Source organism: Microcella alkalica (assembly GCF_014137945.1).
In the GTDB taxonomy this organism is placed as follows: domain Bacteria; phylum Actinomycetota; class Actinomycetes; order Actinomycetales; family Microbacteriaceae; genus Microcella; species Microcella alkalica.
In genome coordinates this window covers 207,778-222,677 of sequence record NZ_JACGWX010000003.1, presented here as the reverse complement: position 1 = coordinate 222,677, position 14,900 = coordinate 207,778, and the positions used below count along the sequence as shown (strand labels likewise).

Genomic DNA, 14,900 nt, shown 5'->3' with positions numbered 1-14,900 from the left:
CCTCATGCGCGGCATCGGCATCGGCCGCGGCACCGCGGTCGGCCCCGTGCTGCGCATGCCCGACCCCGTCCCCGACCCGAGCGACCGGCCGAGCACCCTCGCACCCGCCGAGGAGCAGGCGCGCGCGACCGAGGCGCTCGCGGCGACCGCCGCCCAGCTGCGCGAGCGGGGCGAAGCCGCGGGCGGCACGGCCGCCGAGGTTCTCGACGCCCTCGCGATGATGGCGGAGGATCCGGCGCTCGCCGCCGACGTGCAGCACCGCACGGAGGACGGCGCGACCGCCGAGCACGCGATCCACGCCGCGATGACGACCTTCCGCGAGCTCCTCGCGGGGATGGGCGGCTATCTCGGCGAGCGGGCCGGTGACCTCGATGACGTCGCGCGCCGCGCGATCGCCCGCCTGCAGGGGCTGCCCGCCCCGGGCATCCCCGAATCGGCGACGCCGTTCGTGCTGGTCGCGCGCGACCTCGCTCCCGCCGACACCGCGACCCTCGACCTGGAGCGCGTGCTCGCGCTCGTCACGACCGACGGCGGCCCCACCTCGCACACGGCGATCCTCGCCCGTGAGAAGGGCATCACCGCGATCGTCGGCGCGACCGACGCGGCCGACCTCATCGACGGCGACCTCGTGCTCGTCGACGCCGAGAACGGCACCGTCGAGCGCGATCCGGCCCAGGAGCGCATCGACCTCGCCCGGCAGCGCACCGCGACGCTCCAGGCCATCCGCGCCGCGAGCAGCGGGCCGGGCCGCCTCGCCGACGGCCGCGCCGTGCCGCTGCTGGCGAACATCGGCTCTCCCGAGTCGGCGCGCGAGGCCGTCGCTCGCGGCGCCGAGGGCGTCGGGCTCTTCCGCACCGAGGTCCTCTTCCTGGGGGCCGAGAAGGCGCCGAGCGTCGACGAGCAGGCGGCGACCTACCGGGATGTCTTCGCGCAGTTCCCCGGTCAGAAGGTCGTCGTGCGGGTGCTCGACGCGGGCGCCGACAAGCCCCTCGCCTTCCTCACCGACCAGGGCGAGGAGAACCCCGCGCTCGGCCGCCGCGGCCTGCGCGCGCTCGCCGCGCACGAGGAGGTGCTGCGCGACCAGCTCACCGCCCTCGCGACGGCCGCGGCCGCGAGCCAGGCGCACGTGCAGGTCATGGCCCCGATGGTGTCGACCGCCGGCGAGGCGCGCTACTTCCGCGACCTCGCCCACGAGCTCGGCATCGCCGTCGCCGGCGTCATGGTCGAGGTGCCCTCGTGCGCGATCATGGCCGACCACGTCGCCGCGAACGCCGATTTCATGAGCATCGGCACGAACGACCTGACCCAGTACGTCTTCGCAGCCGACCGGCTGCTCGGCACCGTCTCGGCCTTCCAGGACCCGTGGCACCCGGCCGTGCTGCGCCTCATCGAGCAGGTCGGCCGCGCCGGGGCCGAGCACGACGTGCCCGTCGGCATCTGCGGGGAGGCCGCAGCCGACCCGCGCCTCGCCCTCGTGCTCGTCGGCCTCGGCGCGACGAGCCTGTCGATGTCGTCGACCTCGATCGCCGACGTGCGCGCCGAGCTCGCGCTGCGCACCGTCGAGGAGGCGAAGGAGCTCGCCGCGCTCGCCCTCGCCGCCGACAGCGCCGGGACGGCTCGCGCCGCGGTCGCCGACCGCATCGCCTCCTGGCCCCCGCCCGTCCTCTGACCCGCACCACGGCATCCACCGCACCGCTGCCGCCCGCACCACCCCGCACCCGCACACCCCGAACCCCAGAAAACAAGGAGCGACACCCATGACGACGACGTCAGCACCGCCCGCCAGCTCCGCACGCGTCCGCGTGCAGCGCTTCGGCACCTTCCTGAGCGGCATGATCATGCCCAACATCGCGGCCTTCATCGCGTGGGGCTTCATCACGGCGTTCTTCATCCCGACCGGCTGGACGCCGAACGCCGACCTCGAGCAGCTCGTCGGCCCGATGATCGTCTACTTGCTGCCGCTGCTCATCGCGAACACCGGCGGCCGCATGGTCTACGGCACGCGCGGCGGCGTCGTGGCCTCGATCGCGACGATGGGCGTCATCGTCGGCACGAGCGTGCCGATGTTCCTCGGCGCGATGATCGTCGGCCCCCTCGCCGCCTACCTCATGAAGAAAATCGACGCGCTGTGGGCCGGCAAGATTCGGGCCGGCTTCGAGATGCTCGTTGACAACTTCTCCGCCGGCATCCTCGGCTTCGGTCTCGCCATCCTCGCCTTCTTCGCCCTCTCGCCCGTCTTCACGGTCCTGAGCAACGCCCTCGGCGCGGGCGCGAAGTTCCTCACCGAGACGGGCCTGCTGCCTCTCGCGAGCCTCGTCATCGAGCCGGGCAAGGTGCTGTTCCTCAACAACGCCATCAATCAGGGCGTGCTGACCCCGCTCGGCATCGAGCAGGCCGCCGAGCAGGGCAAGTCGATCCTCTTCCTCCTCGAGGCCAACCCCGGCCCCGGACTCGGATTGCTGCTCGCCTTCGCCGTGTTCGGCGTCGGCATCGCGCGCGCCACCGCTCCCGGCGCGATCATCATCCACTTCCTCGGTGGCATCCACGAGATCTACTTCCCGTACGTGCTCATGAAGCCCATCCTCATCGTCGCCATGATCGGCGGCGGCATGACCGGCATCGCGACCAACCTGCTGTTCGACTCGGGTCTTCGTGCTCCGGCCTCGCCCGGCTCGATCTTCGCGGTGCTCCTGCAGACCGCGAGCGACAGCTACCTCGGAGTGATCCTCTCGGTCGTGCTCTCGGCGACCGTGTCGTTCCTCATCGCCGGCGTCATCCTCCGCGCGAGCCGCAAGAAGGACATGGCGGCGCTCGACGCCGGTGCCGACGGATTCAGCAACGCGGTCTCGCAGAACGCCTCCAACAAGGGCGGCGAGTCGAAGGTCGCGAGCCTCCTGGGTCAGGAGACCGGCACGGCGACGGCCACGCGCATCCAGAACATCGTCTTCGCGTGCGATGCCGGGATGGGCTCGAGCGCGATGGGCGCGACCGTCCTGCGCAAGAAGCTCAAGGACGCCGGCATCGAGGGGGTCACGGTCACCAACCAGGCGATCACGAACCTCACCGACGAGGCCGACCTGGTCATCACCCACCAGGACCTCACCGCTCGCGCGACCCAGCAGGCGCCGCACGCGCAGCACCAGTCGGTCGAGAACTTCATGTCCAGCCCGCAGTACGACGTCGTCGTCGGGATGCTGAAGTCGCAGCAGTCGCCGCAGGGCTAGTCTCTGCCGCAACCGGGGGCGGTCGTTCGCGCGACCGCCCCCGGCTCCCCGCATTCGGCTCATCGCTCCTCGGCTCACTAATCCTCGGCGCCGCGACCCGCCCGCGCCGACTTCCAGGAAGGACGGCGACCCCTTGACCGCCACCGTGCTCACCACCGACCGCATCGTCCTCGACGGCACCGCGCGCACGCGCGACGAGGCCATCGCCGAGGGCGCCCGCCTCCTCGAGGCCGCGGGCGCCGTCACGAGCGAGTACCACGCCGCGATGCTCGCGCGCGAGGAGCTCACCTCCACCTTCATGGGCAACCACCTCGCCATCCCGCACGGCACGAACGACGCGAAGGACGCGATCAAGGCGTCAGCGATGACGATCGTCCGCTACGCCGAGCCCATCGACTGGGACGGCAACCCCGTGCGCGTCGTCGTCGCGATCGCAGGCAAGAACGGCGAGCACATGAGCGTGCTGTCGGCCCTCGCCCTCGTCTTCAGCGACGAGGAGGCCGTCGAGCAGCTGCTCATCGCGCCCGACGCCGAGACCGTGCTCGCGATGCTCGGCGACGTCAACGACGCCGTCGCGGAGTGACCGCATCATGACCGCCGTCCACTTCGGCGCGGGCAACATCGGCCGCGGATTCATCGGCCTCCTCCTCCATGACGCCGGCCATGAGCTCGTCTTCCTCGACGTCAACGGGCCGCTCATCGCCGCGATCGCGGCCGCCGATTCATATCGGGTGATCGAGATCGGGGGCGACGAGCGCATCCGCACCGTCACCGGCTTCACCGGGATCGACTCGTCGGCCGACCCGGAGGGCGCGGCGGCGGCCGTCGCCGGGGCCGACGTCGTGACGACGGCGGTCGGTCCGAGCATCCTGCGCTTCATCGCGCCCGTCGTCGCCGCCGGGCTGCGCGCCCGCCCCGCCGACCGCGCGCCGCTGCCGATCATGGCGTGCGAGAACGCGCTCGGCGCGACCGATCTGCTGCGCGGTCACCTCGCCGAGCTGCTCGCCGACGACCCGGCCGTGCTCGATCGCGCCGTCTTCGCGAACACGGCCGTCGATCGCATCGTCCCGATCCAGGAGCCCGAGGCGGGCCGTGAGCTGGATGTCCGCGTCGAGCCGTTCTGCGAGTGGGCGATCGAGGCGGGCCCGTTCGCCGGCTCGCCGCCCGCCATTCCGGGCGCCCACCTCGTCGACGACCTCGCCCCCTACATCGAGCGGAAGCTCTTCACCGTCAACACCGGGCATGCGGCGACCGCGTACCTGGGGCGGCTCGCCGGCGCCGCGATGATCGACGAAGCCCTCACCATGCCGGCGGTGCGCGCCGGCGTCGAGGCGGCGCTGCGCGAGACATCGAGACTGCTCGTCTCCCGGCATGGATTTCCCCTCGCCGTGCAGGATGCGTACCGCGAGACGGCGCTCGTGCGCTTCGCGAACCCGGCCCTTCGTGACGGCGTCGAGCGCGTCGGGCGGCAGCCGCTGCGGAAGCTCTCGCGGAACGAGCGGCTCATCCAGCCCGCGGCGGCGCTCGCCGAGCAGGGGATCGAGCCGGTCGGGCTGCTCGCGGTGATCGCGGCAGCGTTGCGATTCCAGGTCGCGAACGACCCCGAGAGCGCCGAGCTGCAGAAGCTGCTCGGGTCGGGGAGTTCGTCGGCCGACCTCGTGGAGTCGATCACGGGGGTCGAGCCGGGGCATCCGCTGTTCGCGGCGCTCGAGGCGGCGGTCGACGGGGCGCGGGCGGAGGGGGTCGGGGCGTAGGCCCTGTCGGCGGGGTCGGGCGCGCTCGCCGCCTGGAGCGCGGCGAGCTGCGCGTCGCGAGCTGCGCGTCGCGAGCTGCGCGTTGCGAGCCGCGCGTCTCGTGCCGGTCGCCGGATCGCCGCTCCTCCCCATTTCCCCAGGTCAGGCCACTTCCCACACGTAGCCCGCGGTGCCGGTCGCGGATGGCCGGAATGTCGGTGGTGGGGTGTTGAGTGGAGTGCATGACGAGCCCGATCGAGACGCCCGCACCGGGGCAGAGTCCTCACGACTCTGACTTGCGTCGCGTGTTCGACGAGCTCATCGCCGCTGCAGAACTCGACGAGCTCACAGCGGGGATCAGCGCCGGCCTCGCGTCGTCGCGAACGGATGCCCTGCTCGGGGCGCTCGTCGAGTGCGAGGTGCGGGCGTCCCGCATCGCCGCGCGCCGGATCGAGCTCGCGCACGAGCTCCGCGTCGAGCAGGAGCGGATCGAGCGCGGGCGCGCTGAACGGGAGCAGACGGGATCGTCTGCGTCGTCGGCCACCCAGTGGGACCCTCGCATCAGCGCTCGGCGCAGCGCGTCGGCGGAGCTCGCGTGCGCACTGCGCATCACCTCCCGCACGGCGGACTCGCTTCTTGCCCGGGCGGCGACGCTGATCACGACGCTGCCCGTCACGATGGAGGCGCTCCGGGACGGCCGGGTCGCGTTCGCGCACGCCGCGGTCATCGCCGACGCCGCGGACAGCCTTCCCGAGGGGTCGCGCGCCGAGTTCGAGCGGGCGATCCTGCCGAGCGCCGAGGCGCAGAACCCGTCCCGGCTGACGTCACGGGCACGAGTCCTGCGCGAGCGGATGCACCCGGAATCCATCGCCGCGCGCAGGGCCGAGGCGATGGCGACGCGCGATGTCTTCGTCGACCCCGTCGCCGACGGCATGGCGTGGCTGAGCGCGCTGCTGCCGGCGGAGAAGGCCCACGGCGCCTACCGACGGCTGACCCGGATCGCCGAGTCGCTCGAGGATGGACACGACGCGCGCGAGGCCGGCCTCGGCACCGGAGCCAACTCCGCGCGCCGAACCCTCGGCAACCGCCGCGCCGACGCGCTCGCCGATCTGCTCATCGCCGGCGAGGTCGATGCGAGCGGTCTCGGCCTCGGCATGCGGGCCGAGGTGCACGTGACGGTCCCGGTGCTGACGCTGCTCGGTCAGAGCGGCGGCGCACCCGCGACGCTCGAGGGCTACGGCCCGATCGACGACGACATCGCGCGCCGGCTCGCCGCGACCGCCCCGAGCTTCACGCGAATCCTGACCCACCCGGAGACCGGCGTCGTCCTCTCCGTCGGCCGCGACCGGTACCGCGTCCCGGCCGACCTGCAGACCTGGCTGCGGGTGCGCGACGGAACCTGCCGCTTCCCGGGATGCGCCCGCAGCGCCGCCCGCTGCGACCTCGATCACACGCGCGACTGGCAGCACGGCGGCGGGACGAGCCACGACAACCTCGCCCACCTGTGCCGACATCACCACCGCCTGAAGCACCAGACCGGGTGGACCGTCGCGCAGGAGCCCGGGGGAGTGCTGCGGTGGCGTGCGCCGTCGGGCCGCTCCTACTCGTCCGAACCGGAGACCGTGCTCGACGCGGTGCCCCCGGGAGCCGTGCCTGCAGGCGAGGTCGCGCTCGCGCCGCCCGGCTGTGCGCCGCCCGGCTGAGCGCTGCCCGGCTGAGCGCAGCCCGTCGGCTCGCTCCCGGCCGTCGACCGCGCCCGCCGAGCCCGCGCGCCCCGGAGCACCGCCCACGCGACGAGCGCGAGCAGCCCGAGCACGATCAGCCACGGCAGGAGCACGCCCGCGACGACGAGGGCGCCCCCGACGAAGGCGAGCAGGGCATCCCACCCGGTGGTCAGCCCCGTCCAGAACGAGTCGGGCTCGTCGACCGGAGCGACGTCCTCCGATCCGAGCGTGAGCGTGATCGTCGAGAGCGATATCTGATCCTCGTAGTAGCGCTCCTGCGCCTGCAGGCTCTCCAGCTCCGCCTGCCGGTCGCTGATCGCCGACTCGAGCGCGATGAGGTCGTTCAGATCGGCCGCGGCGTCCTGCAGTGCGAGCAGTCGGGTGACCGACGACTCGAGCGCCGAGATCCGCGCCGTCAGGTCGCGGCGCTCGAACGTGACGTCGTCGCTCGAGAGCACGAGCTCCTCGCGCTCGCCGAGAGCCGCCAGCTCGTCGAGCGTCTCCGTCAGGCGCGCGCTCGGGATGCGCAGCTCGAGCACCGCGCCACCGCCCGCACCGAACGAGAAGTAGCCGCCGTACCCGTCGTACGAGTACTCGGGCGCGAACTCCGCTCCGTTCGAACCGTCGCCGGAGCCACCCGTCCCGCTGTCGCGCGGCGCGGACTCCCGCCGCCCGTCGACGCGGCCGCCCGCACGCTCCACGATGCGCGCCGCCTCGTCCGCCGCATCGAGCGGATCCTCGACCGTCACGTAGAGCGACCCGGTGATGACCAGCTCCCGGTCCTCCGCGGGAGCGTCGCCACCCGCATCCTCGCCGTCGGAGCCTCCGCCATCGGCCAGCGGCGGGGCCTCGCCGACGACGCCCGGATCGCCGCCGACTCCGCCCGACTCGTCCCGCGAGCCGATCGCGCCGCACCCGGCGAGAAGGGGAGCGACCACGACGCCGAGGACGGCGAGCGAGAGGGCGCCCGCGCGCCGCCGACGAGCGCGCGACGCGAGCGGTCCTCCCGCTCGAGGGATGCCGTGCGACAGGTCCGATGACGGCGTTCCGAACCCGACCGGCGCAGCATCCTGGGTGCTCATGCGGCTGACCGTAGACCCGCGTCGTGACGGGGCACCAGGGCCGGAGGGCCTGTGCGGCGCGATCGTGACCTGGGTGCGCCCCGAAAGACCTCTGAGGGTCGACCCCGAACGGCTGGCCGCCACCGCGACCGCGGCTACGGTCGTCTCAGCGCGGTGAGGATGCTCGCCGGTTCGCCTGATGGACGGCGGCCCGATGCATCCGCCACCGCGTTGACAGCCTGCGCGCTCAGGGGTGGACGCGAGGGACGAGGGGGCCGAGAGATCGGCCCCCTCGCTGCGTCTCCGGGCAGCGCCGATGCGCGCGTGCACGCCGTCCGCGCGCCGACCCCGCTCTGCGTAGGCTGGCCTCATGCGCACTTCCATCCTTGGCCGCACCGATGCGACCGTCTCCTCCATCGGCCTCGGAACCTGGCAGCTCGGTGCCGACTGGGGCGACGTCTCCGACGAGGATGCCCGGGCCGTCCTCGACGCCGCGGTCGACTCCGGCGTCACGATCTTCGACACCGCCGACGTGTACGGCGACGGCCGCAGCGAGCAGCTCATCGGCCGCTACCTGCACGACCGCCCCGAGCTCGACGTGTTCGTCGCGACCAAGATGGGCCGCCGCCTGCCGCAGGAGCCCGAGAACTACTCCGCCGCGAACTTCGACGCGTGGACGCGCCGCAGCCTCGACAACCTCGGCGTCGACACCCTCGATCTCGTCCAGCTGCACTGCCCGCCGACCGCCGTCTACGGCATCGACCGCGTCTTCGACGACCTCGACGCCCTCGTCGAGCAGGGCCGGATGCGCCACTACGGCGTGAGCGTCGAGCGCGTCGACGAGGCCCTCGCCGCGATCGCGCGACCGAACGTCGCGAGCGTGCAGATCATCGTCAACGCGTTCCGCCTCAAGCCGCTCGACGAGGTGCTGCCCGCCGCGCAGGCGGCCGGCGTCGGCATCATCGCGCGCGTCCCGCTCGCCTCGGGTCTCCTGAGCGGCCGGTACACGCGCGACACGACCTTCGCCGCGGACGACCACCGCACCTACAACCGCCAGGGCGAGGCGTTCGACGTCGGCGAGACCTTCTCGGGCGTCGACTACGCGGCCGGTGTCGAGGCCGCGCAGCGGTTCTCCGTCCTCTCCGCCGAGCACGACCTCGCACCCGCGACCGCCGCGCTCGCCTGGCTCACGCAGCTGCCCGGGGTCTCGACGGTCATCCCCGGCGCGCGGAGCCCTGAGCAGGCCCGCGAGAACGCCGCCGCCGGCGAGGTCGCCGACCTGCCGCCGAGCTTCCACGAGAGCGTCGTCGCGCTCTACGACGAGTACTTCCGCGCGACCATCCACGAGCGCTGGTGACCGCGGCGGCCGGGCGGGCCGCGGGCGGGGAGAGCGGCAGAGGGCGATCCGGCCTCGGCCGCACCTTCGGCACGGTCTTCACCGCGAACCTCGCGTCGAGCCTCGGCGATGGCATCGCCCGCACCGTCTCGCCGCTCCTGGCGGCGCGGCTCACCGACGATGCGCTGCTGATCGCCGGGATCGCGGCGGTCGCGATGCTTCCGTGGCTGTTCTTCGCGCTGCCGGCGGGCATCCTCGTCGATCGGATGGACCGGCGACGCGCGCTCGCACTCGCGGCCGGCGTGCGCACCGTGCTCGCGGTCGGGCTCGTCGTGCTCGTCGCGACGGACTCGCTCACGATCTGGTGGCTCTACCTCGTGATCTTCGTCTACGGCGCGTGCGAGACGCTCTACGACGGGGCGATCCGCGCGGTCGTGCCGAGCATCGTGCCGAAGGCGAAGCTGCCGCGCGCGAACGCCCGCATCGAGGGCGCCGAGCTCGTCGTGCAGAACTTCGCCGCAGCCCCCCTCACCTCGGTGCTCTTCGCCGTCGCCGTGCTCATCCCGGTCGGCGGCCTCGTCGCCGCGTTCGGACTCGCCGCCCTCCTCGCCGCGTTCCTGCCGGCGGTCGCGTCGGGCAAGCAGTTCCACGCTCCGGCCGGCGAGGCGGTCGTCCCGTTCCGCCGGCAGCTGGCCGACGGCTGGCGGTTCATCATCGGCAACCGGATGCTCCGCACCCTGTGGTTCTTCTCCATCGGCACGGCCATCCTGTTCTCGGCCGCCTCGGCCACGCTCGTGCTCTTCGTCCTCGACACGCTCGCCGTGCCGGAGGCCGCGTTCGGCGCGTTCCTCCTCGCGGGCGCGATCGGCGGGCTGCTCGGCTCGATGGTCGCCTCGCGGCTGCAGGCGCGATTCGGCCTCGGCCGGGTGATGGCCGCGATGAACCTGCTGTGCGGCGTGACGACCCTGCTCATCGGGCTGTGGCCGCAGCCGATCTGGGTCGTCGTGATGTTCGCGCTCGGCTCGGGCGCCGTGACGATCTGGAACATCCTGATGATGTCGTTCCGGCAGGCGATCATCCCCGGCCGGCTGCTCGGCCGCGTGCACGGCACGTGGCGCACGCTGCTCTGGGGGTCGATGCCGCTCGGGTCGCTGCTCGGCGGCGGGCTCGCGCTGCTCGGCCTCCCCGTGCCGTGGATCGTCGGCGGGGGAGCCCTCACCCTCCTCGCGCTCGTCTTCTACCGCTTCCTCACGACGCTGCCCGACCCCGCGACGATCGACAACGGCGACAAGCCGCCCGCCGAGACCGGGGCGATCGGCACACTCCCGCCGGGCGAGCCGCCCGGCGTTCCGGCGGTCGACTGACCTGCCACTATTGGCGAGTGCCGTTCACGCTGACCCGCCACCCGTTCCCGCCCCGACTGCGGCACATGCGACTGGCCTCGCGTACCGCGCTCGTGCCGCGCGGCGCAGAAGGCGGCGGCTTCGTGCGCATCCGCCTGCAGAGCGAGGGGTCGCTGGACGGATTCACGTCCCCGGGCGCGGGCGACCATCTGCGGGTGTTCGTGCCGGAGGCCCCAGAGTGGACCGGCGTCGCGGTCGACGAGGGCGGGAATCCGACCGGGCCATCGCGCACCGAGACGATCGTCGCGTTCGACGCGCAGGCCGGGTGGGTCGACCTCGACATCCTCGTCCACGCCTCCGACGCGGCCGGCGACGCGGGCCTCATCGGACCGTGGGCCGCGCACGCGCCGCTCGGCTCGCCCGCCGCGCTCGCCGACCCGAAGGGCTCGGTCGTGCTCACCGGCAGCCCCGCGGCGTTCGTCCTCGTGGGCGACGACTCGGCGATCCCCGCCGTCCGTCGCTATCTCGGGGTGCTCGGCGCGGGTATCCCGGGCCTCGTGCTGCTCGAGACCGCGTTCGACCCCGCGGCGCTCGGGGTCGCGGTCGGCGCGGGGGTCGAGCTGCGCGTGCTCGAGCCCGACCCCGCGCGGCCGAGCGCCGGGCTCGCCGCCGAGCTCGCCGCGCTCGCGGCGGAGTCGCCGCCCGCCGCGGCCGACGACGTCTTCGTCTTCGCGTGCGGCGAGCAGTCGCTGCTGGCTCCCGCCCGGGCGCTGCTCGCCGCGTGGGGAATCGACGTCGAGCGCGCCGTCGCGAAGGGGTACTGGAGGCGGCGCTAGCCCTGCCCGGTCGTCCGCCCGTCGATGAATGCGAGCGCGTGCTCGAGCACGACCTCCGGAGCATCGCGGTGCGCGTTGTGCCCGCCCGCGACGACGACGGCCCGCAAATGCCGGTTCGCGGCGAGCAGGGCGTCGCCGTGGTCCCCGGCGAACATGCCGCCGAGCGCGGGCTCGCCCGCGATCACGAGCGTCGGGGTCGTGAGGCGCTCGGCCTCCCTCGTGACATCCCACTCGGGGTTGTCGAGAACCGCGTGCTCGAGCGCGAACCGCGAGGCCTGCCTGACCGCCTGCACGCGCAGCTCGACCGTGATCGGGTGCCACTGCGGGTTCTGCTCGGCGACCGACGCGATCGTCGCGCCGTCGTGCGCCGTCAGCTGGTTAGTGAGGATCGTCCGCCGCAGCTCGGCGTCGGCGCGCACCGCGGGGTCGAGCAGCACGAGCCTGCGCGCCCAGTCGGGCGCGATCGCGGCGGCCACGATCGCGGCGGCGCCACCGATCGAGTGGCCGAGCACGGCATCCCACGCGCCGTCGGCGTGCGGCGGATCGGTCGGCCGCGTCGCGAGGAGGTCGGCGGCGAGATCGTCGATGCGGTAGGTGCTCGTGCGGGGCGCACTGCCATGGCCGCGCAGGTCGACGGCGGTCGCCGACCATCCGGCGGCGGCGAGGCCCTCGCCGAGCTGCCACATCGTGGCCGCCGAGCTGCCCAGACCGTGGACGAGGAGGGCGCGCCGCGCGGCATCGGGGGCGCCCCAGTGCAGGCGGGGGAGCGTTACGGGAGTGCGCTGATCGGCGGTCATGCCGGGAGCGTTTCGAGCGAGGCGGCGGATGCTCAGCCCAGGTCGTCCGGGTGCCGACCCGTGCGCTCGCCGGTCTCGAGCGTCGCGATCTCCGCCATGTCGTCGACCGAGAGCTCCCAGCCGAAGAGGGCGGCGTTCTCCTCCACGCGCCGCAGCGACGTCGACTTCGGGATCACCACGAGCCCTTGCTGCACGTGCCAGCGCAGCGCGACCTGCGCCGCGGAGCGGCCGTGCCGCGCCCCGATCGCCGAGAGCACCTCGAGGTCGCTCGAGCCCTCGGCGAGCATCCGCCCGCGGGCGAGCGGGCTCCAGCTCTCGGTCACGATGCCGAGCGCGGCGTTCGCCCGCCGCAGGGCGGTCTGCGGCAGGTGCGGGTGCAGCTCGACCTGGTTGACGACGGGCACGACGCCGGTCTCATCGACGAGGCGCTGCACGTGGTGAGCTTCGAAGTTGCTCACGCCGATCGAGCGCACGCGGCCCTCGTCGCGCAGCGCGATCATCGCGCGCCACGCCTCGACGTACCGGTCCTGCCGCGGCGCGGGCCAGTGGATGAGGTAGAGGTCGAGGGTCTCGATGCCGAGCAGCGCCATGCTCGCGTCGAACGCGCGACGGGTCTCGTCGAGCCCGTGCGCGTCGTTCCAGACCTTCGTGGTCACGAAGACGTCCTCCCGCGGCAGTCCACTGGCCCGGATGCCCTCCCCGACGCCGCGCTCGTTCGCGTACAGCTGCGCCGTGTCGACGTGCCGGTACCCCAGACGCACAGCGCCGGCCACGAGCTCGGCGGTCTCGGGCTCCGGCACCTTGTAGACGCCGAGGCCGAGCTGCGGGATCGCGGTGCCGTCGTGGAGGGGGATCGTGGGGCCGATGCCGGGGAGGATGCTGTCGGTCATCCCCCCAGTATCTTCTGGTCCCCGGTGCGCGGGGTGGGAGTTGGCCGGACGCGCGGAATGGAGGCGCGATCCATTCGGTTGCATCGACACATGACCCGCATCATGATCATCGTCGGCAGTGTCCGCCCCGGCCGAGTCGGCCTCTCCGTCGCCGAGTGGGTGCGCGATCGCATCCAGGAGAGCCTTGACGGCGACGGCGACGGCGACGCGGCATCCCTCGACCTCGTCGACCTCGCCGAGCTGAACCTGCCGTTCCTCGACGAGCCGCACCACCCGGCGAAGAGGGCGTACACGAAGCCGCACACCGTCGCATGGAGCGAGCGCGTGTCGGCCGCCGACGCCGTGGTCCTCGTCTCGCCCGAGTACAACCACTCGTACAGCCCCGCGCTCAAGAACGCGATCGACTTCCTCTTCACCGAGTGGGCGCACAAGCCCGTCGCCGTCGTCAGCTACGGCGGCGCCTCGGCCGGCACCCGCGGCGCCGCGGCGCTCGCTCCCGTGCTCGCGAGCGTCGGTCTCGTGAAGGTCGCCGCGAACCCGGAGATCAACTTCATCGGGACGCGGATGATCGACGGCGTCTTCCAGGGAGACGACAAGCTCGGCGGCACGGTCGCGACGATGACGCGGATGCTGGTGGAGACGTCGGAGGCCCTGAAGCCGCTGCGCTGAAGCCGATGCCCTGAGCCGTTGCGCTGATCCGTCCCCTCAGCTGACGGGCAGGCTCACCGGTTCCGTGTCGGGCAGCGGGCTCGCGTCGCGCCCCCGCAGGTCGGGGTGCGCGCGCTTGAACATGATCGCGATGACCATGCCGACGAAGGCGAACACCGCGCCGGCGGCGAACCCGCCGGATGCGCCGAAGCCGTCGATGAGGAAGCCGGCGGCGGCTGAACCGAGCGCGGCGCCGATCAGCTGACCCGTGCCCACCCAGCCGTAGGCCTCGGCGGTGTCGCTGAACTTCACGCTCACCGACACGATCGCGAACATGACGGCGAGCGCAGGGGCGATGCCGGCGCCGGCGATGAGGAGGGTGATCGCGAGCCCCCAGAAGTCGAGGAAGAACATCGCGGCCGCGCCGCCGATGAACACCACTGACATGCGCCTCGCGAGCGCCCATGGACCGATCGGCACGTGGCCGAACCCGAGGCCGCCGGCCAGCGAGCCGATCGCCCAGATGGCGAGTACGAGCCCGGCCTCGATCCCCTCCTTGCCGAAATTTGCGACGACTGCGGCCTCGATCGCGGCGCACGAGGCGATGAGGAGGAAGCCGACGACCGTGGCGAGGAGCACGGGGGGCCGCTTGAGGACGACGCCGAAGGAGCGCCTCGAGCGCGGGATGCGCACACGGCCGAGTTCGGGGGAGGCCAGGAACCAGAGTCCGCCGCCGAGCAGGAAGGCCCCGGCGAGCACGATCGCGGCGACCGTCGAGACCTGCGTCGCGACGAAGGTCGTCATGACGGGGCCGGCGATCCAGATGATCTCCTGGGCGGAGGCGTCGATCGCGAACAGCGGGGTGAGCTGGCGCGAGGTCACCATCTTCGGGTAGATCGTGCGCACGGCCGGCTGGATCGGCGGGTAGGCGAGGCCGCCGACGAGCCCGACGACCATGTAGCCCCAGAGCTCCATCGGCACGAACGCGATCGCGGCCATGCTCGACGCGCAGACGGCGATCGTCAGCGAGATCACGGGGCGCATGCCCCAGATCCCCATCCAGCGGCTCGTGAGGGGACCGGCGACGGCCTGCCCCACGCTTGTCGCGGCGAGCACGAGCCCCGCGGCGCCGTACGAGTCGAAGATGCCCTCCACGTGCATGAGGTACGCGAGTGACAGCATCCCGCTGGGGAACCGCGCGGTGAGCTGCGCCGCGATGATGCGGGCGACCCCCCGCGTTCTCAACAGGTCCCCGTATCCGCTCACGAGAGCCCAGCCTAGGGGAGGCCGTCGACACCGTTCCGGAGG

13 protein-coding genes are annotated in these 14,900 nt (G+C 73.0%); 9 read left to right on the top strand and 4 right to left on the bottom strand.

The window, feature by feature from the left end; all coding sequences use genetic code 11:
* Positions 1-4: 4 nt before the first annotated feature.
* The 5 genes from ptsP to FHX53_RS07805 all read left to right on the top strand — a co-directional run bounded on the left by ptsP (position 5) and on the right by FHX53_RS07805 (position 6,660).
* A complete protein-coding gene (gene ptsP, locus FHX53_RS07825; RefSeq protein WP_182490898.1) occupies positions 5-1,669 on the top strand; it encodes a phosphoenolpyruvate--protein phosphotransferase in 1,665 nt (554 codons plus the stop codon).
* Between the two features lie 88 nt (positions 1,670-1,757).
* Entirely contained in the window at positions 1,758-3,224 is a 1,467-nt protein-coding gene (locus FHX53_RS07820; protein ID WP_182490794.1) for a PTS mannitol transporter subunit IIBC, read from the top strand.
* Positions 3,225-3,357: 133 nt separating this feature from the next.
* Entirely contained in the window at positions 3,358-3,807 is a 450-nt protein-coding gene (locus FHX53_RS07815) for a PTS mannitol transporter subunit IIA (protein WP_182490793.1), read from the top strand.
* Positions 3,808-3,814: 7 nt separating this feature from the next.
* On the top strand, positions 3,815-4,978 hold the full coding sequence (locus FHX53_RS07810) for a mannitol-1-phosphate 5-dehydrogenase (protein ID WP_182490792.1): 1,164 nt from the start codon (positions 3,815-3,817) through the stop codon (positions 4,976-4,978).
* A 221-nt stretch (positions 4,979-5,199) separates the two neighbouring features.
* Positions 5,200-6,660: an HNH endonuclease signature motif containing protein gene (locus FHX53_RS07805; protein ID WP_182490791.1), complete on the top strand. Its 1,461-nt coding sequence runs from the start codon at positions 5,200-5,202 to the stop codon at positions 6,658-6,660.
* Here the strand turns inward: FHX53_RS07805 and FHX53_RS07800 are convergent.
* Positions 6,558-7,763, bottom strand: coding sequence for a DUF4349 domain-containing protein (locus FHX53_RS07800; RefSeq protein WP_182490790.1), 1,206 nt, complete (start codon positions 7,761-7,763; stop codon positions 6,558-6,560). The genes FHX53_RS07805 and FHX53_RS07800 overlap by 103 nt on opposite strands.
* Positions 7,764-8,112: 349 nt before the next feature.
* Between FHX53_RS07800 and FHX53_RS07795 the strand changes: the two genes are divergently transcribed.
* Genes FHX53_RS07795 through FHX53_RS07785 form a run of 3 tightly spaced genes read left to right on the top strand, consistent with a single transcriptional unit; the run spans position 8,113 to position 11,257 of the window.
* Entirely contained in the window at positions 8,113-9,099 is a 987-nt protein-coding gene (locus tag FHX53_RS07795) for an aldo/keto reductase (protein ID WP_182490789.1), read from the top strand.
* The gene (locus FHX53_RS07790; protein WP_182490788.1) at positions 9,096-10,442 is read left to right on the top strand and encodes an MFS transporter; all 1,347 of its coding nucleotides are present in this window, start codon (positions 9,096-9,098) and stop codon (positions 10,440-10,442) included. Before FHX53_RS07795 ends, FHX53_RS07790 begins: the two co-directional genes overlap by 4 nt.
* A 17-nt stretch (positions 10,443-10,459) precedes the next feature.
* On the top strand, positions 10,460-11,257 hold the full coding sequence (locus tag FHX53_RS07785) for an SIP domain-containing protein (RefSeq protein WP_182490787.1): 798 nt from the start codon (positions 10,460-10,462) through the stop codon (positions 11,255-11,257).
* Here FHX53_RS07785 and FHX53_RS07780 read toward each other — a convergent pair.
* Complete coding sequence (locus FHX53_RS07780; RefSeq protein ID WP_182490786.1) at positions 11,254-12,054, bottom strand: alpha/beta fold hydrolase; 801 nt, start codon at positions 12,052-12,054, stop codon at positions 11,254-11,256. The two genes, FHX53_RS07785 and FHX53_RS07780, sit on opposite strands and share 4 nt — an antisense overlap.
* A 32-nt stretch (positions 12,055-12,086) precedes the next feature.
* Positions 12,087-12,944, bottom strand: a complete 858-nt coding sequence (locus FHX53_RS07775) for an aldo/keto reductase (RefSeq protein WP_182490785.1) — start codon at positions 12,942-12,944, stop codon at positions 12,087-12,089.
* A gap of 90 nt (positions 12,945-13,034) precedes the next feature.
* On the opposite strand from FHX53_RS07775, the gene FHX53_RS07770 reads away from it, so the two are divergent.
* Complete coding sequence (locus FHX53_RS07770) at positions 13,035-13,613, top strand: NADPH-dependent FMN reductase (protein ID WP_182490784.1); 579 nt, start codon at positions 13,035-13,037, stop codon at positions 13,611-13,613.
* 36 nt (positions 13,614-13,649) lie between these two features.
* Here FHX53_RS07770 and FHX53_RS07765 read toward each other — a convergent pair whose 3' ends face one another.
* A complete protein-coding gene (locus FHX53_RS07765) occupies positions 13,650-14,858 on the bottom strand; it encodes an MFS transporter (protein ID WP_182490783.1) in 1,209 nt (402 codons plus the stop codon).
* Positions 14,859-14,900: the final 42 nt, after the last annotated feature.

Excerpts from the sequence above, each read along its gene's own strand:
- ptsP (WP_182490898.1), top strand. The coding sequence starts at position 5 with ATGCGCGGCATCGGCATCGGCCGCGGCACCGCGGTCGGCCCCGTGCTG.
- FHX53_RS07820 (WP_182490794.1), top strand. The coding sequence starts at position 1,758 with ATGACGACGACGTCAGCACCGCCCGCCAGCTCCGCACGCGTCCGCGTG.
- FHX53_RS07810 (WP_182490792.1), top strand. The coding sequence starts at position 3,815 with ATGACCGCCGTCCACTTCGGCGCGGGCAACATCGGCCGCGGATTCATC.
- FHX53_RS07805 (WP_182490791.1), top strand. The coding sequence starts at position 5,200 with ATGACGAGCCCGATCGAGACGCCCGCACCGGGGCAGAGTCCTCACGAC.
- FHX53_RS07800 (WP_182490790.1), bottom strand. The coding sequence starts at position 7,763 with ATGAGCACCCAGGATGCTGCGCCGGTCGGGTTCGGAACGCCGTCATCG.
- FHX53_RS07795 (WP_182490789.1), top strand. The coding sequence starts at position 8,113 with ATGCGCACTTCCATCCTTGGCCGCACCGATGCGACCGTCTCCTCCATC.
- FHX53_RS07780 (WP_182490786.1), bottom strand. The coding sequence starts at position 12,054 with ATGACCGCCGATCAGCGCACTCCCGTAACGCTCCCCCGCCTGCACTGG.
- FHX53_RS07775 (WP_182490785.1), bottom strand. The coding sequence starts at position 12,944 with ATGACCGACAGCATCCTCCCCGGCATCGGCCCCACGATCCCCCTCCAC.
- FHX53_RS07770 (WP_182490784.1), top strand. The coding sequence starts at position 13,035 with ATGACCCGCATCATGATCATCGTCGGCAGTGTCCGCCCCGGCCGAGTC.